Source organism: Delftia sp. ASV31, assembly GCF_016428765.1.
Lineage (GTDB): Bacteria > Pseudomonadota > Gammaproteobacteria > Burkholderiales > Burkholderiaceae_C > Comamonas > Comamonas acidovorans.
On record NZ_JAELTK010000028.1, the window covers coordinates 19508 to 41323 of the forward strand.

Here is a 21816-nt window from a genome sequence, read left to right on the forward strand (position 1 = left end):
TGTGGGCCGATGTGCCGCCGAGACCGGGCGTGCCTGCAGGCTGCTGGAGTCGGCGGGCTCCGGGCATGCCCCTGGCCCGCCAATGCAAATGCGAATTCTATTCATTTGCGCGGTTCTACAATCGCCGCATGTTTTTGACCGTCTCCCAACTCGAGGTGCGCTACCCGGGCCGCGACAGGCCTGCCGTGCAGGGCGTCACGCTGAATCTGGCCGCTGGCGACATCGGCGTGCTCATCGGCCCCTCGGGCTGCGGCAAGACCACGCTGCTGCGTGCCGTGGCGGGCCTGGAGCCCGTGAGCGGCGGCGAGATCCGCATCGACGGCCAGCTCGTGGGCAGCGCGGATTTCTCGCTCCCTCCCGAGCAGCGGCGCATCGGCATGGTGTTCCAGGACTATGCGCTGTTCCCCCATCTGAACGTGGGCCGCAACGTGGCCTTCGGCATCCACCATCTGCCCAAGGCACGCCAGGCCGAGCGCGTGGCCGAGGTGCTGGAGCTGGTAGGCCTGGCCGGCAGTGCAGGGAGGTTTCCGCATGAGCTGTCGGGCGGCCAGCAGCAGCGCGTGGCACTGGCCCGCGCGCTGGCGCCCAGCCCGCAGCTGATGCTGCTGGACGAGCCCTTCTCCAACCTCGACGTGGACCTGCGCGAGCGCCTGGCGCATGAGGTGCGCGGCATCCTCAAGGCTGCAGGCGCCACGGCCCTGTTCGTCACGCACGACCAGCTGGAGGCCTTTGCCATCGGCGACATGATCGGCGTGGTCCACCAGGGGCAGCTGCAGCAGTGGGACGATGCCTATTCGCTGTACCACCGCCCTGCCACGCGCTTCGTGGCGGACTTCATCGGCCACGGCGTCTTCGTGCCGGCCACGCTGGCGCAGTCGGGGGCCGGCGGCGTGGTGGCGCGCACGGCGCTGGGCGATCTGGTCGATCCGGCCACCTGCCCGCTGCCTGCGCAGTTTCCGGGGGGCGAATGCGATGTGCTGCTGCGCGCCGACGATGTGGTGCACGACGATGCCTCGCCCGTGCAGGCACGCATCCTGCGCAAGGCGTTTCGCGGTTCGGAGTTCCTCTACACGCTGGAGCTGGCCAGCGGCCACAGCGTGATGGCCCATGTGCCCAGCCACCACGACCATGCGGTGGGCGAGTGGGTGGGGATCCGGCTCGACATGAATCACGTGGTCGCCTTCCCGCGAGAAACACAGGGCGCCCCGCAGTCCGCTGCAGCCTGAACCAGCGGCGTCCGGGCTTTGTCATTCGACGGTCACGGGTGGAACCCAGAATCAGTCACATCTTGTGACAATTCAAGGCCACCCCATGTTTGCTCTGGACCCCTCCTCCACGCAGCACCCTGCAGCGGATCAGCTACCTGACCCTGCACCCGTTCCCGCGCTGGCCCCGGCGCCCGCCGCGCCGCGCCTTGTGGCCCGTGCAGGCCAGCTCAGCCAGCCCACGGCACCGATCGCGCCCGAGGCCAGCAACGAGGATGTGCACCGGCTGTTCAGCGAGCAGCCCCTGCTCGAAACCCTGGCCGTGGTGGCCGATGACCGGCCGCTGGGCCTGATCAACCGCCAACGCTTCATGGAGCAGTACGCGCGGCCCTTTGCGCGCGACGTGTTCGGCCGCCGCAGCTGCCTGGTATTCACCGACACCGCGCCCATGGTGGTGGCGGCCGGCCTGCCCATCGACCAGCTGGTGCAGCAGGCGCTGGCCAGCGGCAGCCGCGTGCTCAAGGACGGCTTCATCACCGTGGAGGAAGGCCGCTACGCAGGCATAGGCACGGGCCACGCGCTGATGGCCGCCATGTCCGACATCGAGGCCGACAAGACGCGCCAGCTCATGGCCAGCATCGACTACGCCAGCCTGATCCAGCGCTCGCACCTGGTCGAATCCGACCGCGTGCTCGCCAGCCAGCTGGCCGACCACGGCCTGCTGTGGGAGCCGCGCGACGTGGTGGGCGGCGATGCGTATTTCTTCCGCGCCACACCGCAGGGCCTGCTGGGCTGCATGTTCGACTGCACAGGCCACGGCGTGCCGGGCGCCTTCATGACGCTGATTGCGCTGTCCTTTCTCGAACAGGCCGTGGCGCCTGCAGGTATCGGCACCAGCGCCGGCACCGGCGCCGGCACCGGCGCGGCCATCGACCCCGGCGCCCTGCTGGGCCAGATGAACCGCTACATCAAGCGCGTGCTGCAGCAGCGCAGCCGCGACGTCCAGCCCGCCTGGGGCGCACCGGCAGCGCCCGCCGATGGCCTGCCCGCCGAAAAATCCTCCAGCGACGGCCTGGACGCCGCGCTGTTCCTGCAGTCTCCCTGCGGCACGCAACTGCGCTTTGCCTCGGCCCGGCTGGACCTGCTGGTGGCGCCGCGCGGCGTGCAGGAGGTGGCACAGGTGCAGATCCATGCCGGCGACAAGCTGGGCATAGGCTATGCGACCACGCCCGACGACGCGGCCTGGAGCACGCAGGAGCTGGAGGTCGCGCCCGGCTCGCTGCTGATGGTGGCCACCGATGGCGTCATCGACCAATTGGGCGGCCCGCGCCAGATCGCCCATGGCAGAAAGCGCCTGGCGCGCTTCCTGCACGAGCAGCACGACCGCCCCGCCGCCCAGGCCTGCGCCGAATTCCGGCAGGCCTTTGCCCAGTGGCAGGGCACGCAGCGCCGCCGCGACGATGTCTCGCTGCTGGTGTGGCGCAACCAGGCCCTGCAGCCATGAGCCCGTCCGAATTCGCGCACCTGCGCGCCCAGGCCGAGCACAACGGCCTGCTGCTGTACTACGCGGGCACCTTCAACCCCAACGTGATCCAGGCGGCAGCCGACACGCTCAAGTGCCGGCTGGCCAGCGAGGACGGATCCAGCAGCGCCAAGCGCAAGCTGTTTTCCACCTTCATCGAAATGGCGCAGAACGTGCTGCACTACGCGGCGCCGCTGCCTGCCTCTGACGCCGGAGCCAGCCAGGCACTCGGCGAACCCGTGGCGCAGGGCGCCATCGGCGTGGGCCGCATCGATGCACCGGCCGGTGCCCCGGACGCGGGGGCCGATCAGGCACAGGCGCGCTTCTGGATTGCCTGCAGCAACGCCGTGCGCCGCGAACATGTGCCGCGCCTGGCCGCCAAGCTGGATGCCGTGCGCGCCATGAGCCACCCCGAAATCAAGGCCGCCTACAAGGCCCAGCTGCACAACACCGACCACGGCGCCAGCGATGACATCAGCCGCGGCGCGGGCCTGGGCTGGCTGACCATTGCGCGCGACGCCTCGGCACCGCTGCAGTACCACATCGCCACGGGAGAGGACGCCGCAGACACCGCGCCCCATGCCGTGTTCCACGTCAAGGCGCTGATCTGAGCGCCGGGACCCCTTCCCGAATCCGAACGACGCCGCCATGCAAGCACTGAAATCCGAACGCACTTCCGTCACGCCCGAAGTGGTCTTCTCGCCGGCCGAGCAGCTTTTGCGCATCGAAGGCGAGTGCTATCCCGAAAACCCGCTGCCCTTCTTCAACCCCCTGCTGGCCATGCTGGGCCAGTACTTCGAGGCCAGCCAGCCCGCACGCTTCGTGGCCGAGGTGAAGCTGCAGTACATCAACAGCGCATCGACCATGGGGCTGCGCTCGCTGTTCGAGCTGCTCGACCATGCAGGCAGCAAGGGCACGGACATCCGCGTGATCTGGGCCTTCGACGAGGAAGACGACGCCATCGAGGAACTGGGCGCCGACCTGGTGGAGGACTTCGCCAACCTGGTGCTGGAGCGACAGCCCTACAGCAACTGAGGGCGGGCCTGCTCCGCCCTGGCCTTTCAGGCCAGCGGCTTGCCCATGAGCACCGTGGTCAGGCCGCAGTCCCATTCCTCGTCGGGATAGGTGTCCAGCGTGGCGTAGCCCTGTGCCGTGTAAAAGCCCAGGGCCTGGGTGTTGAAGCTGTCGGTCTCCAGGCGCACCTGGGCGTGGCCGTCGGCGCGCAGAGCCTGCTCGGCATGGGCCAGCAGCGCACGGCCCACGCCGCGCCCCTGCCAGGCCGGCAGCACATGCAGGGCGCCGATGAAGTCATCCACCCAGTCCACGAAGCCGGCGACCACGCCATCGCATTCGGCCACCCAGAACAGGTGGCCGCGCGACTGCACGTACTGCGCGGTCTTGCCGGAGGCACAGAACTGCGCATGCTTGTCCGCCGTCAGCTGGGGCTTCCAGGTGCTGTCGTAGGTGGCCCAGAGAAGGGCGTTCAGGGCCGGAAGGTCATCAGGCCGCGAGGGCCGAAGCGTGAGAGTGTCTGTCATGTCGCTGGCAGCGTTCAGGCCTGGCGCAGCCGGTCCACCTCGGCATGCAGGTCCTGGGCCCAGACGCGGCGGTCGCGGCCTTCGGCCGTCTGCGGCTGCCCATAGTGGACGACGGCCACCAGGTCGTCGGCGCACAGCGTGCGCCAGATGGAGCCCAGCAGGGTTTCGTCGCCCTCGTAGCTGGGTGCATGGCTGATCTGCCCTGTGGCGCCGTCGATGAAGCGCAGGCCCACGGGCAGCACGGGCGCATCGATCTGCACGGCCGCCTGCAGCAGGTTGGCATGAAAGGGCAGCAGCTTGCGGCCGTCGCCCGTCGTGCCTTCGGGGAAGATGGCCAGGATCTCGCGGCGCTGCAGGGATTCCTCCATGCTCTGCACCATGCGCCGGGCATCGCGGCGCGAGGTGCGCTCGATGTACAGCGTGCCCGCCGCCGTGGCCAGCGTGCCGATCAGCGGCCAGCCCTTGACGTCGGACTTGGAGATGAAGCGGCAGTGCCGCGCCGCATGCAGCACGGGAATGTCGAGCCAGGAAATATGGTTGCTGACCATGAGCATGGGGCCGTGGCGCGGCGGCTCGCCCTGGATCTCCAGGCGCACGCCCGCATGGGCCAGCAACTGCAGGGCCCAGGCCTGCACATGGGCGTGCTGGCGCGCCTCGGGCAGCTGCGGAAAGCGCAGGGCCACGATCCACAGCCCCTTGCACACATGGCCGAACAGGCGCGCTGCGCGCAGCGTGGCGCGCCCTCCCCTGCGCAGACGGCTCATGTTCAGCGGCGTTCGAATGCCACGCGGCCATCGACCAGCGTGCAGCGCACACGGGCCGGCAGCTCGTAGCCGGCGAAGGGCGTGCTCTTGCCCTGGCTGGCCAGTTCCTGGGGCTTCACGGTCCAGGCCGCCTGCGGATCGACGATGCACAGGTCGGCCACGCCGCCCTCGGCCAGACGGCCCAGTTGCTCCTGCAGCTCGCCCAGCGCCGATCCCAGCACCTGCACGGGCGATGCCGTGATGGCGGCCAGTGCGCGGCTCAGGGGCACACCGCTTTCCTGCGACCACTTGACGGCCAGCGACAGCAGCAGCTCCACGCCCGTGGCGCCGGGCTCGGCCTCGGCAAAGGGCAGGACCTTGGCGTCTTCATCGACGGGCGTGTGGTCGGAGACCAGGGCGTCGATGGTGCCATCGGCCAGCGCGGCAGACAGCGCATCGCGGTCGCGCTGCTGGCGCAGCGGGGGCGTGACGCGCGCGCTGCTGTCGAAGTAGCCGATATCGGTATCGGTCAGGTGCAGCGAGTTGATGGACACGTCGGCCGTGACCTGCAGGCCTTCGGCCTTGGCACGGCGCACCAGTTCCACGCCTGCGGCGCTGGACAGGCGGCACAGGTGCACGCGCGCCTGGGTGCCGCGCATCAGCTCGAAGATGGTGTGCAGGGCAATCGTCTCGGCCGCCACGGGCACGCCGGACAGGCCCATGCGCGTGGCCAGCGGGCCGCTGGCGGCCACGCCCTTGCCCAGGTACAGCTCCTGCGGGCGCAGCCACACGGTGTAGCCGTAGGTGGCCGCATACGCCAGCGCGCGCTGCAGGGTCTGGGTGCTGGTCATGGGCACTTCGGCCTGGCTGAAGCCGATGCAGCCGGACTCGGTCAGCTCGGCCATCTCGGTCAGCACCTCGCCCTTGAGGCCCAGCGTCAGCGCGCCCAGCGGGAACAGGCGCGACTGGTGCAGCTTCTCGGCGCGGAACTTGAGCATCTCCACCAGGCCCTGCTCGTCGAGCACGGGGTCGGTGTCGGGCGGGCAGACCAGGCTGGTCACGCCACCGGCCACCGATGCAGCCATCTCGGACTGCAGCATGCCTTCGTGCTCGTGGCCGGGCTCGCGCAGGCGCACGGCCAGATCGACCAGGCCCGGCAGCACCCAGCAGCCGGCCGCATCGATCTCGCGTTCTGCGGCAAATCCCTCGGGCGCCTTGCCGATGGCCAGCACCTTGCCGCCATCGATGGCCACGTCGGCCTGCTGGTCCAGGCCCCGTGCCGGGTCCATCACTCGGCCGTTGCGGATGAGTATCTTCATGGTTTGCTACCCCGTAGACCGCAGGCGGCGCATGGGCTGCGGCCTGCGGCGATCAAAAACATTTGCGTGTGTGGAGGCTCAAGCCTCGTTACCGGCGACGATGGACATGACGGCCATGCGGACCGCGATGCCGAAGGACACCTGCGACAGGATCACGGCCTGCGGGCCATCGACCACTTCGGAGTCGATCTCCACGCCGCGGTTGATGGGTCCCGGGTGCATGACGATGGCGTCCGGCTTGGCCAAGCGCAGCTTCTCGGCCGTGAGGCCGAAGCTCTTGAAGTATTCCTGGCTGGACGGCAGCAGGGCGCCGCTCATGCGCTCGTTCTGCAGGCGCAGCATGATGATCACGTCGCAGTCCCGGATGCCCTCTTCCAGCGTGTGGAAGACGCGCACGCCCATCTGCGCCAGGTCCGGCGGCACCAGGGTGCGCGGGCCGACGACGCGCACTTCGGCCGCGCCCAGCGTGGTCAGCGCATGGATGTCGGAGCGCGCCACGCGCGAATGCAGCACATCGCCCACGATGGCCACGCGCAGGTTGGCGAAGTCCTTCTTGTAGTGGCGGATGGTGTACATGTCCAGCAGCCCCTGCGTGGGGTGGGCGTGGCGGCCGTCGCCGGCATTGACCACGTGGACATGGGGCGCCACATGCTGGGCGATGAGGTAGGGCGCACCCGACTCGCTGTGGCGCACGACGAAGATGTCGGCGGCCATGGCCGAGAGGTTGGCGATGGTGTCCAGCAGCGACTCGCCCTTGCTGGCCGAGCTGCGCGCGATGTCCAGGTTGAACACGTCGGCCGACAGGCGCTTGGCCGCGATCTCGAACGTGGTGCGCGTGCGCGTGCTGTTCTCGAAGAACAGGTTGAACACGCTCTTGCCGCGCAGCAGCGGCACCTTCTTGACCTCGCGGTCATTGACGCTGACGAAGTTGGCCGCCGTGTCCAGGATGTGGGTGAGGATGTCCTTGGACAGTCCTTCGGTGGACAGCAGGTGGATCAGTTCGCCGTTCTTGTTGAGCTGGGGATTGCGCTTGTACAGCACGGTCAGGCCTCTTGGATGCGGAATTGGAAGACGCCGGCGTCATCGCGCGCCAGCGACAGCAGGCGGTCGGCCGGCAGCGCGATGCGCGCGGCGGCAAAGTCGGCCTGGAAGGGCAACTCGCGTCCGCCCCGGTCCACCAGCACCGCCAGGCGCACGCAGGCCGGGCGGCCGTAGTCATAGAGTTCGTTGAGCACGGCGCGCACGGTGCGGCCGGTGTAGAGCACGTCGTCCAGCACCAGGATGTCGGCGCCGTTGACGTCAAAGTCGATCTGCGTCTGGGCGCTGGTGGCCATGCCGCGCTGCGCGAAGTCGTCGCGGTGCAGGGCCGAGGACAGCACGCTGGGGTTGCCGGGCAGGTTCAGGTCCTTGTGCAGCCGCTCCACCAGCCAGGCGCCGCCCGAGGTGATGCCGGCCAGGCGGGTTTCAGGCCCCATGAGGCTGCGCACGCCGCGCAGCAGTTCGCGGTACAGGGCCTCGGCGTCCAGCACCAGGCTGCCGGCTCCCGCAATGGTTTCACTCATGGAAGACTCCTCAAAAACTGTTCAAGAATGATGCAGGCCGAGGCCGCATCGGCATCCCTTGCGCCACCGGCCAGGGCCTCGGTGGTGCTGTAGCGCTCGTCCACCTCGTAGACAGGCAGGCCGAAGCGGCTCTTGAGCTGGCGGCCAAATTTCTTCGCCCGCGCCGTGTTCTCGTGCGCATTGCCGTCGGGGTGGTAGGGCACGCCGATGACCAGCGCATCGGGCTGCCACTCCTTGATGCGCTCGCCGGCCTGGGCCAGGCGGGCCTCGCCGGCCTCGGCGCGGATGGTGGGCAGCGGGTTGGCCGAGCGCAGCATGCGCGTGCCCACGGCGCAGCCCGTGCGCTTGGCCCCGAAGTCGAAGGCCACGAAACTCTGGAAATGGGAGGGAACGGTGGGCGGCACGGCCGCGCCGGCTGCCGCTGCTGCCTGGGACTCGGGAGCGGGCAGGCTCATGCGCGCCCCGCCTCGGGCGAGATCATCCAGCGCTGCAGGCCCAGCAGGCCCAGGGCGCGGTCATAGCGGTCGTCGACCGGGGTATCGAAGATGACGTTGGCGTCGGCGCCCACCGTGAGCCAGGCGTTTTCGGCCAGCTCCGACTCCAGTTGTCCCTCGCCCCAGGACGCGTAGCCCAGGGTGACCAGCAGGCGCTTGGGGCCTGCGCCGTCGGACAGGGCTTCGAGCACGTCCTTGGAGGTGGTCATCTCCAGGCCGCCGGGGATGGTCATGGTCGAGGCGTAGGCGGACTCGTCGTCGGGCGCGCCTTCGATGACCATGGGGTCGTGCAGCACAAAGCCGCGATCGGTCTGCACGGGTCCGCCGTTGAAGACACGGTTGCCGCGAAGGTCCTCGCGGCCCAGGGCCAGATCCACCTTTTCCAGCAAGCCTTCCAGCGTAAGCTGCGAGGGCTTGTTGATAATCAGACCGAGCGCACCGCGCTCGCTGTGTTCGCACAGGTAGATCACACTGCGCGAGAACGCTTCGTCTTCCAGGCCAGGCATGGCAATCAGGAAGTGGTGCGTCAGATTGATAGGCGCAGTTTCAGCAGACATAACCACGGATTTTACCGGCGATCCATGCCACCTTCTTACCCTGTGGGCTTGGTCTGGCTGCGGCGCGACCTGCGCCTGGCCGACCACGCTGCCCTCTACCACGCGCTGCGCCAATGTCGGCAGGTGCATTGCGTGTTCGTGTTCGACGACGACATCCTCGCCCCCCTGCCCCGTGCAGACCGGCGCGTGGAGTTCATCTGCCAGAGCCTGAGCGGGCTGGACGATGCGCTGCGCGAGGCCTCGGGCCGCGCCGACACCGGCCTCATCGTGCGCCGCGGCCAGCCCGCTGAGCAGATCCCGGACCTGGCCCGGCAGCTCGGCGCCCAGGCCGTATTCTGCAACTGGGACGACGAGCCCGACGCCCTGGCCCGCGACGCCCGCGTGCGCCAGGCCCTGGCCGCCGAGGGCGTGGCCCTGCACAGCTTCAAGGACCACATGGTCTTTGCGCGCGACGAGGTGCTGACCCAGGCCGGCGCGTCGTTCTCGGTGTTCACCCCGTACAAGAACGCCTGGCTGCGCCAGATCACGCCCTTCTTCCTGTCCGCCTATCCCAGCGAGCGCGACCTGCCCGAGCGCCTGGCCCCGCGCCCCGAAGGCGAGCGCCGCCCCGTGCCCACCGCAGCCGACCTGGGCTTTGAGGCCGGCACGCTGGACGGCCTGCGCCTTCCCACGGGCTGCGCTGGCGCCGAGGAACTGCTGGCCGACTTTCTGCCGCGCCTGCCGCGCTACAAGCAGGCGCGCGACTTTCCCGCCGTCAAGGGACCCAGCTATCTGAGCGTGCACCTGCGCTTTGGCACGGTCTCCATCCGCCGCCTGGCAAGGCTGGCCTGGGAGCAGACGCAGAGCCAGCCCCATGATGCCGAGGGCGCCGCCACCTGGCTGTCCGAGCTGATCTGGCGCGACTTCTATTTCCAGATCCTGGCCCACCATCCGCACGTGGTGCACGCCAGCTTCAAGCCCGCCTACGACGCCATCGTGTGGGATACCGGCCCCGAGGCCGATGCGCTGTACGCCGCCTGGTGCGAGGGCCGCACCGGCTATCCGCTGGTCGATGCCGCCATGCGCCAGCTCAACACCACGGGCTATATGCACAACCGGCTGCGCATGGTGGCGGCCAGCTTCCTGGTCAAGGATCTGGGCATAGACTGGCGCCGGGGCGAGGCCTGGTTTGCGCGCCAGCTCAACGACTTCGACCTGGCGGCCAACAACGGCGGCTGGCAGTGGGCGGCCTCCACGGGCTGCGACGCCCAGCCCTGGTTCCGCATCTTCAACCCCGTCACGCAAAGCCAGAAGTTCGATGCCGATGCGCGCTTCATCGAGCGCTACGTGCCCGAGCTGGCCCGCCTGCCCGCCGCGCTGCGCCACGCGCCCTGGCAGGCCCGGCCGCTGGAGCTGGCCGAGGCCGGCGTGGTGCTGGGCACGGACTACCCCCATCCCGTGGTGGACCACGCAGCCGCGCGCGAGCGCACGCTGGCCCGCTACGGCGTGGTCAAGCAGGCCAGCTGAAAAACCTGCTGGAACAAAAAAAGAGCAGCGGTTGCTGCTCTTTTTTTGTTCAGGCCACCAGCCTTCAGGCCCCTTCGCCCAGGGGCTCGCTGTCCACCTGCAGCGACTGCGGCGCCAGCGGGCCGCCGCTGATGCTGCCGCCCTGCAGGGAGTAGTGCTGGATCAGGCCCAGCAGTTCCTCGTCCGAGTAGGGCTTGCCCAGGTAGTGGTTGGCGCCCAGCTGGCGCGCCATCTCGCGGTGCTTCTGGGCGATGCGCGAGGTGATCATGACCACGGGCAGGTCGCGCAGGGCCTCGTCGGCGCGGATGTTGCGCAGCAGGTCGAAGCCGTCCATGCGCGGCATTTCGATGTCGGACAGCACCAGGGTGGGGCGTTCCTCGGCCAGGCGTTCCATGGCCTGCAGGCCGTCGGCCGCCAGGGCCACGCGGTAGCCTTCGCGCTGCAGCAGGCGCTGGGTGACGCGGCGCACGGTGATGGAGTCGTCCACCACCAGCACCAGCGGCACCGAGGCCGGCCCTGCGCTGGCCAGCACGGCTTCGCCGTCGCCCTGGCCTGCGGCGCGCTCGGCCTCTTCGGTCCGGGCGCGCACCTCGTCGCCATAGACGTTGGCCAGCGCCACGGGGTTGTAGATCTGCACCACGGCGCCCGAGGCCAGCACCGACATGCCGGTCAGGCCGGGCAGGCGGGCCAGCTGGGGGCCGAGGTTCTTGATCACCACTTCCTGGTTGCCCAGCACTTCATCCACGTGCAGCGCGATGCGCTGCGCCGCGCTGCGCAGGATGACCACGGGCCGGGTGCGGCCCACGGTTTCCTCGCTGCGCAGCGAGGACTGCCACAGCGCGCCGGCCCAGTAGAAAGGCAGGGTCTCGCTGCCGTCTTCGAAGCTGTGGCTTGCATAGGCCTGCTGCAGCAGCTCCAGCGGCGCGCGGCGCACGATTTCCACCAGGCTGGCGGGCACGCCGACCAGCAACTGGCCCGCGCGCAGCATGACCACCTGGGTGACGGCGGTCGTCAGCGGCAGCACGAGGCGGAAGGCACTGCCCCGGCCCGCCTCGCTGTGGGTTTCGATGCGGCCGCCCAGCGCGTTGACTTCGGAGCGCACCACGTCCATGCCGATGCCGCGCCCGGCCACGCCGGTCACCTCGGTGGCCGTGGTGAAGCCGGGCTCGAAGATCAGGCGGCCGGCGTCCTGCTCCGTCAGCGTCTGGTCCTCGGGCCACAGGCCCTGGGCCACGGCCTTGTCGCGGATGCGCTGCAGGTTCAGGCCGGCGCCATCGTCCTCCACCGAAAGCGCCACGTCGTTGCGCTCCTGGCTCAGGATGATTTCAATGGTGCCCATGGCGGGCTTGCCTGCGGCGGCACGCTGCTCGGGCGACTCGATGCCGTGGGCCACGCAGTTGCGCAGCAAGTGCTCGAAGGCCGGCATCATGCGGTCCAGCATGCCCCGGTCCATTTCAATGGTGCCGCCCAGGATGTTCAGCCGCACCTGCTTGCCCATCTCCTTGGAGGTCTGGCGGACCACGGCGTACAGGCGCTCGGCCAGGGAGTCGAACTCCACCATGCGCGTGCGCAGCAGGTCGCGCTGCAACTCGCGGGCCTGGCGGCCCTGGGCGACCAGGTCGTCCTCGGCGCCGGCCATGTCGCGCTGCAGGTTGCGCTGCACGGTGGCCACGTCGTTGACCGACTCGGCCATCATGCGGGTGAGTTCCTGCACGCGCGTGAAGCGGTCGAACTCCAGCGGGTCGAAGCCCACGGCCGAGTCCTTGGACAGGGCCAGGCGCGACTGCATCTGGCTCTCGGCCTGGACCTCGATGTCGCGCAGCTGCATGCGCAGGCGCTCCAGGTTGCCGGCCAGCTCGTCCAGCGAGCCACGGGCCTGGGCCAGGCGCGCATCGACACGCGAGCGCGCAATCAGCACCTCGCCAGCCTGGCTGATCAGGCGGTCCAGCAATTGGGCGCGCACGCGCACCGTCTGCTGGGCACCGGCGCGCAGCGGCGCAGTGACAGGCGCTGGCACAGGGGCCGCGGCCGCCGGTGATCCAGCCGCTGCCGATGCGTCGGAGGCCGCAGCCGCTGCGGGCTCGTCGTGGGAGATTTCATCGCCCAGGTCCAGCGGCGCTTCCTGCGCCTGCTCGCCGGCCACGCGCAGCACGTCGAAGCCGGCCTGCAGCGCGTCGAAGCTGCCCAGCAAGGGCTCGATCTGCTCGGCGGTCGGAGATTCGCCATCGACCCGCTCCACGGCAGATTCAAGGCGGTGGGCCATCTCGCCCAGGCGCATGGCGCCCGCCAGCCGGGCACTGCCCTTGAGCGTGTGCAGGGCGCGCAGGGTTTCGTGGCGCGCCTCGTCCAGCGAGGGCCGGCCATGCCAGCGGCGCAGCGCGGCGCCCAGACGGGGCAGCAGCTCGATGGCCTCTTCCTCGAAGATGGGGAACAGGTCGGGATCGACCTCGTCCAGCGCATCGATGTCATCGTCCAGGTCGCTGCCCACGGCCACGGCATGGGCGATGGCCTCGTCGATGCGGCGCTGCAGCTCGGCTTCGTGGCGCGCATCGTTGACCAGGGGGCGCATGGAGTAGGCCAGGGGCGCCACCGACGGTGTCTGCGCCTGGGCACCGGCGTCGAGCACGGCGTCCGTGCCATCGCTGGCGTCCTGAGGCTCCAGCTGGTCCAGTTGGTTCAGTTGCTCCAGCTGCTCGAGCGCGTCCAGGCGGCTGTCCGGCGCGTCTGCGGCCTCGATGTCCAGCGCCAGCAGCGCCTGCAGGGCTTCTTCCACGCCCGGCTGGGGCGTCTTGAGGAAACCGGCGGCGAACTGGTGCAGCAGGCGCTGCACTTCGTCGGAGGCCGCCACGCAGGCGGCAACCTGGTCGGGCGTGCCACAGCGCTGCGGCTGCAGATGGGTCAGCGTATGTTCCAGCAGGCGCGCCAGGTCCGACAAGGCCTTGAAGCCCACGGTGGCCGAGCTTCCGGCCAGCGAATGCGCAAAGGCGACGGCGTCGTCGGGCACGGGCTCGCCGGGCTCGGTCGCCCATTGCTGCAGCGTCAGGTCCAGGCGGCGCGACCATTCGTCGGCCTCGTTGAGGTAGACGTTGTACAGCGGCGCGCTGATGCGCAGGCCATCCACGACCTTGAAGCCATCGGCGTCGATGCCGGACAGATCCTCGTCGCCGGACTCTTCGGCCTGCGGGGTTTCTGCCTCGGGCACCTCGCGCGCCTTGACCGGCTCGACTGCGCCGGATGCTTCAACCGCTTCAGCCGTTTCTGGCGCTTCGTCCGCTTCAACCGCCTCAACCGTCTCTGGCACCGCGATCATCTCGATCGCTTCGGCGGGTGCCGCTGCCGGTGCCAGGCCCAGATCCAGGTCCAGCCCCTCGAAAGGCGCCAGGGGCACGGCGGCTTGCGGTGCTTCAGTTTCAGTTTCGGTTCCAGCTTCGGCCTCGATGGCTTCGGCTTCGATGGCGGGGGCCTGGGGCAGCGCGGGCGGGTCGCCCGCGACGACGGCCAGGGCCTCCTGCTCGCTGTCGCGCATGGCGGCTTCGAAGGCCGCAAAGTCCAGTTCCTCGACGGCGTCGGTGGCCAGTTCGGCAGGCGCCTCGGCGGCTTGCGGCGTCAGTGTCTCCAGCGACTCCTGAGGCTCGGCGGCCGAAGGCTGGGGGTCCGGCTCCAGCAGGTCGAAGTCCAGCGCAAAGTCCAGCTCGCCAGAGGGCTGGGCGGGCTGGACGGGCTGGGCGGGCGTGGCCTGCTCGGGCGCATCCAGGTGTTCTGCCTGCGGCTCCTGGGCCACGGGCGCGAATTCCTCGATTGCGGCGGTAGCGGGTGCGGGCTCGAGTTCGGGTTCGGGCTGTGCGAGGGGCTCGGCACGCGGTGTGCGCGGCACCAGGGCCACGACGGCGCGCAGGCCTTCCAGGCGCATGGCATCGGCCGCAGCGCGGAAAGGCGTGGCCTGCCAGGCGTCCGCCTGGTGGCGCTCTATGGCCGAGGCCCAAGCGCCAAAGGCGCGCAGCGCATCGCTGGCCAGCTCCTGCATGGGCTGGGGCATGGCCTTTTGCTCGGCCAGCCAGGCGTTGAGCATCTGCTCCATGGCCCAGCCGGCTTCGCCGAATTCATCCAGGCCCACCATCCGCGAACTGCCCTTGAGCGTATGGAAGGCGCGGCGCAGCGTGGTCTGCTCGCTGAGGTTGCCCGGCTCGTCGGCCAGGGCGCGCAGGGCCTGCAGGCCGTTGTCCACCACCTCGCGGGCCTCTTCCAGGAAGATGCCCAGCAGTTCGTCGTCCGAGTCTTCTTCCGAGACCGACAGGCCGGCCGGCGGGGGCACGGGCTCGGACACGGATGCAGAGACGGATGAAGAGACGGTTTCAGGCGCAGATTCGGCTGCGGGCTCTGGCTCGGCCAGGGACTGGTCCAGCTGGAAGACCGGCTCGGCCGGCGCTTCGAGGGCCTTGGCGAATTGCGCCAGTTCCGCGGCATCGGCCAGCGCGTCCTGCTCGGCGGCCGCGGGCTGCGCCAGCGGCTCGGTCGCGATGTCCACGGGGGCCGGCGGCGGCGGGGGCGGCGTGGAGGGCGCGGCAGATTCCGGCTCGGCGATGGCGTCCTGCGGCACGGGCAGCGGCTGGGCCACGGCAACGGCTTCGCGCTGCGGCGGCACGGCAGCGGTATCCAGGGCGGGCAGTTGCTCGGGCGCCTTGCCCGCATCATCGGCCCGGTGGCCGCGACGGCCCATGAGGATGCGCAGGCCGCCTTCGGCCTCGTCATAGACGAAGAGCTTGCGCGCCATGCTGCGCTGGTAGCTCAGCATGTCGATCAGAAAGCCCATGGCGCCCAGGCTGTTGCCCAGTTTCTCGAACACCTGCGGACGCTCTGCGTCGTCGATCTCACCCAGCACCAGCCGTTCCACGGTCTCGCGCATGCGCTGCATGGCCTGCGTGGCCTGGTCCAGGCCCAGCACGGACAGCACGCCGCGCATCTGCGCCATCTGGCCCGAGACGGGTGCCAGCACGGTGGCATCGGCAGGATTGCGGAAATACTGGTCCAGGTGCCGCTCGGCCTCGGCCAGCGTGGCACGCAGCTCGCCCACGACCGAGCCCATGGTCTGGTGGTCGCTGGCCTGGCGGTACAGCTCCTCCATCCAGGGCTCCAGCGGACGCGCGGGCGCGCCCTGCAGGGATTCCTCCAGGCGCTGGACCAGGTTGGCGGACTGCTCGGCCAGTTCCTCGTCGCCCATGTCCATGGTGGCAAAGGCCGCCTGCAGGTAGAGCACGGAGGTGGCCACTTCCATGGCCAGTTCGGCCGGTGGCGGCTCGCCGATGCGGGCCACGGTTTCGGCCACCTTGATCAGCATGCGCGCCAGGCCATGGCTGGCCGGGTGCAGCTTGACCAGGGATTCGGCCACCTGGGCGAACTGGTCCACCACGGTCTTGGTGCGGGCACGGTCGCCGCCGGCCAGGGCGGACCAGGTATCGGCTGCCGTGGTGATGCGCTTGCGCGCCTGCACCAGCACCGCCGGGTCGTAGCGGCCAAAGCGTGTCTGCTGGTAGTCCACCTGGGGCTGGGCCTGCATGCCATAGGCCTGGCGCACCGCCTGCAGGGCGGCGCCAGCCTGCTCGGCAGGGCGGGCCTGGGCGCAGAAGAACAGCAGGTCCTGCAGCAGCCGCGCAGGCGGCGTGCGGTCGCCCTTGGCCATGGCCGCGTACTGCATGAGCACGCGCGAGGCCATGCGCTTGACGTACAGGTCGACCACGATCATCCCGCGCGACTGCGCGTCGAAGAAGCCGGCCGCCACCTTCCAGAAGCTGCGCGCGGTGACATCCTCGGTCTGGCCCACGGCAAAGCGCAGGCACAGGTCGCGCATCTGGGCGGCGGCCTCGCGGTCGTCGCTCTTGACCATGCGCAGCACCACGCCGTCGAGCAGGGCCCGGGCATCGGGGCCGTAGGCCAGCGGCTCGGGCTGGCGCGCCCACTCGGGCTCGCGCGCGCGGCGCTCGGCAGGCCACAGGTCGGCCGGGTGCACCTTGTCGTTGCCGGCCAGCGCCTGGGTGTCACGGTATTGGGGAAACAGGGCCACGGCCGAGACGGTCTTGCCGGCCAGCACGGTTTCCAGGTATTCGATGAGCGCGAAGCTGGCGCGCTCCAGCGTGGCGGCAGCCTGGTCGGTGCACAGCTCGGGGCGCTGCACAAAGCGCTGCACGGCGCTTTCCATGCCGCGCAGCACCAGGGCCGGAGAGCCCAGGCCCACCATTTCGAGGGCGCCGCAGGCCTGGTGCAGTTGCTGGCGGGCGATGCGCAGGGCCGAGGTGTCAAGTTCCTCAAGGTCCGAGGCGCGTGCCGCATCGGCATCGCGCACGAAACGGGCCACCGCCTTGCTCGCCCCTTCCAGCGACTTGCGCAGCTCATCGAGCACCCAGGCCAGCGGGCCCAGGTCCTGTTCGGTGTGCGCGGCCTGCGCCGCGCCCGTTTGCGATTCGTCAACCACTGACATGGACAGTTCCCCAAGCCCCTAGGGCCTGTGCATAGCTATGTTGGACCGGGTCAGGCAATCTTGAAACGCGCCACCGACTGGCGCAGTTCCTCGGCCATGTGCGAGAGTTCGCGCACCTGCTGTGCCGTGGTGCGCGTGCCTTCGCCCGTCTGCTCGGTCACCGCGAAAATGTGCTGGATGTTCTCGGCCACGTCGTTGGCCAGAACGGCTTCGCGCGAGGTGGACGAGGAGATCAGCTCGATCAGCTCGGCCAGATGGCGCGACACGGAGTCGATCTCGGTCAGCGCGGTGCCGGCGGAGTCGGACAGGCGGGCCCCCTCGACCACACCCTGGGTGGAGCGCTCCATGGCGGCCACGGCATCCTGGGTGTCGGTCTGAATCGCCTTCACCAGCGCCGCGATCTGGCGCGTCGCGTCGGCCGAGCGTTCGGCCAGGCGCTGCACTTCTTCGGCCACCACCGAGAAGCCGCGACCGGCTTCACCGGCCGATGCGGCCTGGATGGCGGCGTTCAGCGCCAGCACGTTGGTCTGCTCGGTAATGTCGGAAATCAGCTCGGTGATTTCGCCGATCTCCTGCGAGGATTCGCCCAGCCGCTTGATGCGCTTGGAGGTTTCCTGGATCTGGTCGCGGATGGAGTTCATGCCGCCGATGGCGTTCTGCACGGCCTTCAGGCCCAGGTCCGCAGCTTCCAGCGACTGGCGCGCCACCTGGGCAGATTCCTGCGCCTGGGTGGAGACCTCGTTGATGCGGCCGGCCATGTCCAGCACGGAGCGGCCGGTTTCGCGGATCTCGCGCAGCTGTTCGGTCGATGCGGCCAGCAGCTCGGTGGAGTTGGCATCCACCTCGGCCGTGGTCTGCGCCACGCGCGTTGCCGTGTTCTGCACGCTGCCCACCAGGGCGCGCAACTCTTCCACCGTGTAGTTCACCGAGTCGGCGATGGCGCCGGTGATGTCCTCGGTCACGGTCGCTTCCTGCGTCAGATCGCCCTCGGCCACCGACTGCAGTTCGTTCATCAAACGCAAAATGGCGGCCTGGTTGGCGTCGTTGATGCGCTTGGCTTCATGCTCCTGCACGCGCGACTCTTCCTGGCGGCGTTCGGCAGCTTCCTGGCGCAGGCGGCTGTCGAGCAGCTGCACGCGGGACAGGCCCACGCCGCACAGCAGCACCAGCACGGTGGCCAGGGCCAGCAGGCCCATGGGCAGCGAGCCGATGCCGGCGCCGCTTTGCAGCTTGGTCTGCAGGTCTTCCAGCTGGCGGCGCAGCGGTTCGCTGTCGGCGTTGATGGCGGTCTGTGCCTCGCGGGCGGAGACCAGGCCCTGCAGGTTGCCCAGAATGGCGCTGGCCTCGGTGCGGGTCTCTTCGTAGAGCTTGATCAGTGCCTCGATCTGCTCGCGGGTCTGAGCGTCGCGCGTGGGGGGCAGGCGCAGTTCGCTGCTGCCGCCCAGCAGGCTTTCGGAGATTTCCTTGAACGAGTTCAAGTCCTTGCCCAGCAGGAACACGGCCTCGGGGCTCACGCCTTCGGCGGTCTGGAATTCGTTGGCCGACTTGCCGATACGCTGGGTCAACATCACCAGCTGGCCTGCGGCCGAGATCTCGGCGGGGCTGGCGCCCTGCTGCAGCTTGAGCGAGGAGATGGTTTCGGCGATCTCCAGCAGGTCCGAGGACTGCCGGTTGATGGTGCGCAGCGCGTCGCCGACCTGGGTCAGGATCTGCTTTTGCTCCATCACCACCTTGGCGCTTTGCTCGGCGCGCTCCATCAGCGGCATGATCTGGCCCAGCTCGTCGGCGTAGGCGCCGCCCAGCGGGCGCACGCCCATGGAGTCATCGCCCGAGGTGAGGGCGCGCACGTTGCGCGCCAGCACGCCCGCACTGTCTTGCACGTCCGCAAAAGAAGGTGCCGCGCCGGTCAGCGCCTGCGACACCGACTTGGCAAGGCGCTGCGACTGCATCAGGGCCTGGCCGGTGGCGGCCAGCTGCTGTGCCGAGCCGTCCGCCTGGCGCAGAGCCCATGCCGCCGCCAGCACCAGTGCCAGCACGGAAACGCCCAGCAGCGTGGACAGCGTGCGCTGGTGGCGCGCGGCAGGCGCGCGGCCCAGCAGCGGCAGGACCACCGTTTCCTGGTCCAGGACTGCGCCAGCGTCGCCCGGCATGGCGTCGGGCGCGCCCTGCACGGTCATGGACGCATCGAGTGCGTACATATCCTGGGAGACGGTGTCTCCGAGCATGCTGTTGTCCGCGCCCGAGCCGGAGTCGGCCGGCTTGCGTTGGAAGCGATTTGCAAGACGTTGCAAGAATGACATGGGACGACCTTCAGAAACTCAGGCGCGAATGCTCAGAAACTCGGAGGTTTGGGACAGGCGCTGCAATTGCAGCTCCTGCCAGCGGTGGCCCGCTTCATCGATATGCACGGGGCCGAAAAAGGCGGGGGATTGCTCGGGCGCGGGCTCGGTGCGCACAAAGGCGTCGGCGCTGCGCAGGCCCTGCAGGCGATCCACCAGCAGGGAGGCGTTCACTTCCAGCGCGGCATTGAAGGCCAGCAGGCTGGACTCGGCCAGCGCCGGTTCGCTGCGCGCCACGCCATGGCCCAGCAGGCTGGCCAGGTCGATCACCCCGGCCAGGGTGCCGCGCAGGTTGGCAATGCCCAGGAACCAGGGCTTTGTATAGGGCACGGGCTGTACGCCGGCCCAGGGAAAGATCTCGCCGGACTGGCCCAGCGGCATCAGGTAGTTGCGCCCGCCGGCCTGGACGGCCAGCCAGGCCGCCACCTTGACGCCTTCGCTGCGTGCGGCCTGGAGACGGCCGGCCAGACGGGATTGCAGATCGCGCAGTGCTTCACGGTTCGCCATGGCCAGCGCACCGCGTCAGTTCAGCGCCGCGATCTTGGCCTGCAGCTCGCCTGCATCCACCGGCTTGGTGATGTAGTCACGCGCGCCCTGGCGCATGCCCCAGACCCGGTCGGTTTCCTGGTTCTTGCTGGTGCACATGATGATGGGCAGGTCCGCGTACAGCGGGTCGCGCGTGATGGCGCGCGTGAGCTGAAAGCCGTTCTGGCCGGGCATGACCACGTCCATCAGGATCAGGTCGGGCCGCTCTTCGGCCAGGCTGCGCAGGGCTTCCTCGCCGTTCTCGGCCGTACGTACCTGCAGTCCCTGCTTTTGCAGCATGTCGGACAGAAACATCAGTTCGGTCTTGGAATCGTCCACGACCAGGACTTTGCGGATGGGCATCAAAGTGCTCCTATGGTTTGCTTGCCGAACTGCTCCACGGCCTGCAGCAGCTGGTCTTTGGTGAAGGGTTTCGTGAGGTAGTCCTGGCAGCCCACCATGCGCCCGCGCGCCTTGTCGAATACGCCGTCCTTGGACGAGAGCATGACCACGGGCGTATCGGAGAAGCGCGCGTTGCGCTTGATGATGGCGCAGGTCTGGTAGCCGTCCAGCTTGGGCATGAGGATGTCGCAGAAGATCAGCTGGGGCTGATAGTCGTTGACTTTGGACAGTGCGTCGAAGCCGTCGTCGGCCAGGAGCACTTCGTGCCCGCCCTGTTTGAGGAAGATTTCTGCGCTGCGGCGGATGGTATTGCTGTCATCCACCACGAGTACGCGCAAGGGTGCGCCCGATGTCGTCACTGAGAAACCTCCCGGAAATGTATGAGTCGGCGCGGGTGGTCCCGCGCTCAGATTTCGACCATCTCAAAGTCTTCTTTACGTGCACCGCATTCGGGACAGGTCCAATTCATGGGCACGTCATCCCAACGCGTCTGGGGTGCGATGCCATGCTCGGGGCAGCCTTGCGCCTCGTCATAGATCCACCCGCAGATCAAGCACATCCAAGTTTTAGGGTCGGTCACAGCTTAAAGGGCCTTCACATAGAATGCAACGATTGTATCTAGTCATAACCACCCGCCACGGCCTTCGCTGGCGGGGCGCAAACTGGGCTGAGCCATGGCATTGAACCCCTCCAACTCCCCCAGTCCCGACACCGAATTGGTGGACGAAACCGCTCCCGTATGCGTGCTGGTCTTCAACGCCAGCGACCCCAGCGGAGCAGGTGGCCTGTCGGCCGACATCGCCACCATCGCCTCGGTCGGCGGTCATCCGCTGCCCGTGGTCACGGGTGCCTACGCACGCGATTCGGCCAAGATCTTCGAGCATTTTCCCTTTGACGACGAGGCCGTGGCCGAGCAGGCGCGCGCCGTGCTGGAGGACATACCCGTGTCCGCCATCAAGGTCGGCTTCGTGGGCAGCCCGGGCAACCTGGCGGCGATCGCCGAGATAGCTTCCGACTATCCCGACATCCCCATCGTCTGCTACATGCCGGACCTGTCGTGGTGGGAGGAAGACCCGCTCGACCAGTACATGGACGCGCTCAAGGAGCTTGTGCTGCCGCAAACCTCGGTGTTGGTTGGAAGCCACAGTACGCTGTGCCGCTGGCTGCTGCCCGACTGGAGCAACAGCCGCAGCCCCACGGCGCGCGACATCGCCATGGCGGCCGAGGCCCTGGAAGTGCCCTACGTGCTGGTCACCGGCATCCCCCTGCCCGACCAGTTCGTGGACAACGTGCTGGCCACGGCGCAGTCCGTGCTGGGCAACAGCAAGTACGAGATGTTCGACGCCACGTTCACCGGCTCGGGCGACACCCTGTCGGCCGCGCTGGCGGCCCTGGTGGCCAGCGGCAACGACCTGGGGCTGGCCACGCAGGAGGCGCTGGAGTACCTGGACCGCAGCCTGGACAGCGGCTTTCGCCCTGGCATGGGCCACTTCATCCCGGACCGCATGTTCTGGGCCCAGCCCGAGCCCGAGGACGAAGACGCCGAGGCCGCCGAGCCGCTCACCGAGCTTGACGCCGACACCCAGGCCATCGAAGGCTTCGTGATGCCTCCCCATGACACCAAGCATTGAG

The 21816-nt window shown here is 69.0% G+C and carries 19 protein-coding genes; 6 read left to right on the top strand and 13 right to left on the bottom strand.

Annotated elements, in window-relative coordinates; all coding sequences use genetic code 11:
• Positions 1-128: 128 nt before the first annotated feature.
• The 4 genes from JHD82_RS12425 to JHD82_RS12440 all read left to right on the top strand — a co-directional run bounded on the left by JHD82_RS12425 (position 129) and on the right by JHD82_RS12440 (position 3762).
• Positions 129-1226 (top strand): ABC transporter ATP-binding protein, encoded by a 1098-nt coding sequence (locus JHD82_RS12425; protein ID WP_043783243.1) that lies wholly within the window; start codon positions 129-131, stop codon positions 1224-1226.
• 85 nt (positions 1227-1311) lie between these two features.
• Entirely contained in the window at positions 1312-2709 is a 1398-nt protein-coding gene (locus tag JHD82_RS12430) for a SpoIIE family protein phosphatase (protein WP_199136742.1), read from the top strand.
• Positions 2706-3338, top strand: a complete 633-nt coding sequence (locus JHD82_RS12435) for a DUF6272 family protein (protein ID WP_013804021.1) — start codon at positions 2706-2708, stop codon at positions 3336-3338. The genes JHD82_RS12430 and JHD82_RS12435 overlap by 4 nt, the downstream gene beginning before the upstream one ends.
• A gap of 37 nt (positions 3339-3375) precedes the next feature.
• Positions 3376-3762 carry a DUF1987 domain-containing protein gene (locus tag JHD82_RS12440; RefSeq protein WP_071954450.1) on the top strand — a complete coding sequence of 129 codons (387 nt, stop codon included), beginning with the start codon at positions 3376-3378 and terminating at the stop codon, positions 3760-3762.
• A 26-nt stretch (positions 3763-3788) separates the two neighbouring features.
• Here the strand turns inward: JHD82_RS12440 and JHD82_RS12445 are convergent, their stop codons facing one another.
• From JHD82_RS12445 to JHD82_RS12475, 7 genes are all read right to left on the bottom strand, one after another.
• Positions 3789-4265: a GNAT family N-acetyltransferase gene (locus JHD82_RS12445; protein ID WP_199136744.1), complete on the bottom strand. Its 477-nt coding sequence runs from the start codon at positions 4263-4265 to the stop codon at positions 3789-3791.
• A 14-nt stretch (positions 4266-4279) separates the two neighbouring features.
• A complete protein-coding gene (locus JHD82_RS12450; RefSeq protein WP_199136746.1) occupies positions 4280-5029 on the bottom strand; it encodes a 1-acyl-sn-glycerol-3-phosphate acyltransferase in 750 nt (249 codons plus the stop codon).
• 2 nt (positions 5030-5031) lie between these two features.
• Entirely contained in the window at positions 5032-6327 is a 1296-nt protein-coding gene (locus tag JHD82_RS12455) for a dihydroorotase (protein WP_199136748.1), read from the bottom strand.
• Positions 6328-6405: 78 nt separating this feature from the next.
• Complete coding sequence (locus tag JHD82_RS12460) at positions 6406-7368, bottom strand: aspartate carbamoyltransferase catalytic subunit (RefSeq protein ID WP_012203510.1); 963 nt, start codon at positions 7366-7368, stop codon at positions 6406-6408.
• A 2-nt stretch (positions 7369-7370) separates the two neighbouring features.
• The gene (gene pyrR / locus JHD82_RS12465) at positions 7371-7889 is read right to left on the bottom strand and encodes a bifunctional pyr operon transcriptional regulator/uracil phosphoribosyltransferase PyrR (RefSeq protein WP_012203509.1); all 519 of its coding nucleotides are present in this window, start codon (positions 7887-7889) and stop codon (positions 7371-7373) included.
• A complete protein-coding gene (gene ruvX, locus JHD82_RS12470) occupies positions 7886-8344 on the bottom strand; it encodes a Holliday junction resolvase RuvX (protein ID WP_199136749.1) in 459 nt (152 codons plus the stop codon). The genes pyrR and ruvX overlap by 4 nt, the downstream gene beginning before the upstream one ends.
• Positions 8341-8940 (bottom strand): YqgE/AlgH family protein, encoded by a 600-nt coding sequence (locus JHD82_RS12475; protein ID WP_012203507.1) that lies wholly within the window; start codon positions 8938-8940, stop codon positions 8341-8343. The genes ruvX and JHD82_RS12475 overlap by 4 nt, the downstream gene beginning before the upstream one ends.
• 24 nt (positions 8941-8964) lie before the next feature.
• Between JHD82_RS12475 and JHD82_RS12480 the strand changes: the two genes are divergently transcribed.
• Complete coding sequence (locus tag JHD82_RS12480; RefSeq protein WP_199136750.1) at positions 8965-10446, top strand: deoxyribodipyrimidine photo-lyase; 1482 nt, start codon at positions 8965-8967, stop codon at positions 10444-10446.
• Between the two features lie 64 nt (positions 10447-10510).
• On the opposite strand, the gene JHD82_RS12485 is transcribed toward JHD82_RS12480, so the two are convergent.
• The 6 genes from JHD82_RS12485 to JHD82_RS12510 are packed head-to-tail and all read right to left on the bottom strand — an operon-like array spanning position 10511 to position 20743.
• Positions 10511-16918: an Hpt domain-containing protein gene (locus JHD82_RS12485; protein WP_199136751.1), complete on the bottom strand. Its 6408-nt coding sequence runs from the start codon at positions 16916-16918 to the stop codon at positions 10511-10513.
• Positions 16919-16968: 50 nt separating this feature from the next.
• Entirely contained in the window at positions 16969-19218 is a 2250-nt protein-coding gene (locus tag JHD82_RS12490; RefSeq protein WP_012203504.1) for a methyl-accepting chemotaxis protein, read from the bottom strand.
• 18 nt (positions 19219-19236) lie between these two features.
• Entirely contained in the window at positions 19237-19764 is a 528-nt protein-coding gene (locus JHD82_RS12495; protein ID WP_012203503.1) for a chemotaxis protein CheW, read from the bottom strand.
• Between the two features lie 15 nt (positions 19765-19779).
• Positions 19780-20145 carry a PleD family two-component system response regulator gene (locus JHD82_RS12500; protein WP_012203502.1) on the bottom strand — a complete coding sequence of 122 codons (366 nt, stop codon included), beginning with the start codon at positions 20143-20145 and terminating at the stop codon, positions 19780-19782.
• The gene (locus JHD82_RS12505; protein ID WP_012203501.1) at positions 20145-20543 is read right to left on the bottom strand and encodes a PleD family two-component system response regulator; all 399 of its coding nucleotides are present in this window, start codon (positions 20541-20543) and stop codon (positions 20145-20147) included. The genes JHD82_RS12500 and JHD82_RS12505 overlap by 1 nt, the downstream gene beginning before the upstream one ends.
• A 47-nt stretch (positions 20544-20590) precedes the next feature.
• Positions 20591-20743: a rubredoxin gene (locus JHD82_RS12510; RefSeq protein ID WP_013804031.1), complete on the bottom strand. Its 153-nt coding sequence runs from the start codon at positions 20741-20743 to the stop codon at positions 20591-20593.
• 115 nt (positions 20744-20858) lie between these two features.
• Between JHD82_RS12510 and JHD82_RS12515 the strand changes: the two genes are divergently transcribed.
• Positions 20859-21815 (top strand): bifunctional hydroxymethylpyrimidine kinase/phosphomethylpyrimidine kinase, encoded by a 957-nt coding sequence (locus JHD82_RS12515; RefSeq protein ID WP_012203499.1) that lies wholly within the window; start codon positions 20859-20861, stop codon positions 21813-21815.
• Position 21816: the final 1 nt, after the last annotated feature.

Coding starts and splice junctions, on each gene's coding strand:
- JHD82_RS12425 (WP_043783243.1), top strand. CDS start 129: ATGTTTTTGACCGTCTCCCAACTCGAGGTGCGCTACCCGGGCCGCGAC.
- JHD82_RS12430 (WP_199136742.1), top strand. CDS start 1,312: ATGTTTGCTCTGGACCCCTCCTCCACGCAGCACCCTGCAGCGGATCAG.
- JHD82_RS12435 (WP_013804021.1), top strand. CDS start 2,706: ATGAGCCCGTCCGAATTCGCGCACCTGCGCGCCCAGGCCGAGCACAAC.
- JHD82_RS12440 (WP_071954450.1), top strand. CDS start 3,376: ATGCAAGCACTGAAATCCGAACGCACTTCCGTCACGCCCGAAGTGGTC.
- JHD82_RS12445 (WP_199136744.1), bottom strand. CDS start 4,265: ATGACAGACACTCTCACGCTTCGGCCCTCGCGGCCTGATGACCTTCCG.
- JHD82_RS12450 (WP_199136746.1), bottom strand. CDS start 5,029: ATGAGCCGTCTGCGCAGGGGAGGGCGCGCCACGCTGCGCGCAGCGCGC.
- JHD82_RS12455 (WP_199136748.1), bottom strand. CDS start 6,327: ATGAAGATACTCATCCGCAACGGCCGAGTGATGGACCCGGCACGGGGC.
- pyrR (WP_012203509.1), bottom strand. CDS start 7,889: ATGAGTGAAACCATTGCGGGAGCCGGCAGCCTGGTGCTGGACGCCGAG.
- ruvX (WP_199136749.1), bottom strand. CDS start 8,344: ATGAGCCTGCCCGCTCCCGAGTCCCAGGCAGCAGCGGCAGCCGGCGCG.
- JHD82_RS12475 (WP_012203507.1), bottom strand. CDS start 8,940: ATGTCTGCTGAAACTGCGCCTATCAATCTGACGCACCACTTCCTGATT.
- JHD82_RS12480 (WP_199136750.1), top strand. CDS start 8,965: ATGCCACCTTCTTACCCTGTGGGCTTGGTCTGGCTGCGGCGCGACCTG.
- JHD82_RS12485 (WP_199136751.1), bottom strand. CDS start 16,918: ATGTCAGTGGTTGACGAATCGCAAACGGGCGCGGCGCAGGCCGCGCAC.
- JHD82_RS12490 (WP_012203504.1), bottom strand. CDS start 19,218: ATGTCATTCTTGCAACGTCTTGCAAATCGCTTCCAACGCAAGCCGGCC.
- JHD82_RS12495 (WP_012203503.1), bottom strand. CDS start 19,764: ATGGCGAACCGTGAAGCACTGCGCGATCTGCAATCCCGTCTGGCCGGC.
- JHD82_RS12500 (WP_012203502.1), bottom strand. CDS start 20,145: ATGCCCATCCGCAAAGTCCTGGTCGTGGACGATTCCAAGACCGAACTG.
- JHD82_RS12510 (WP_013804031.1), bottom strand. CDS start 20,743: ATGTGCTTGATCTGCGGGTGGATCTATGACGAGGCGCAAGGCTGCCCC.
- JHD82_RS12515 (WP_012203499.1), top strand. CDS start 20,859: ATGGCATTGAACCCCTCCAACTCCCCCAGTCCCGACACCGAATTGGTG.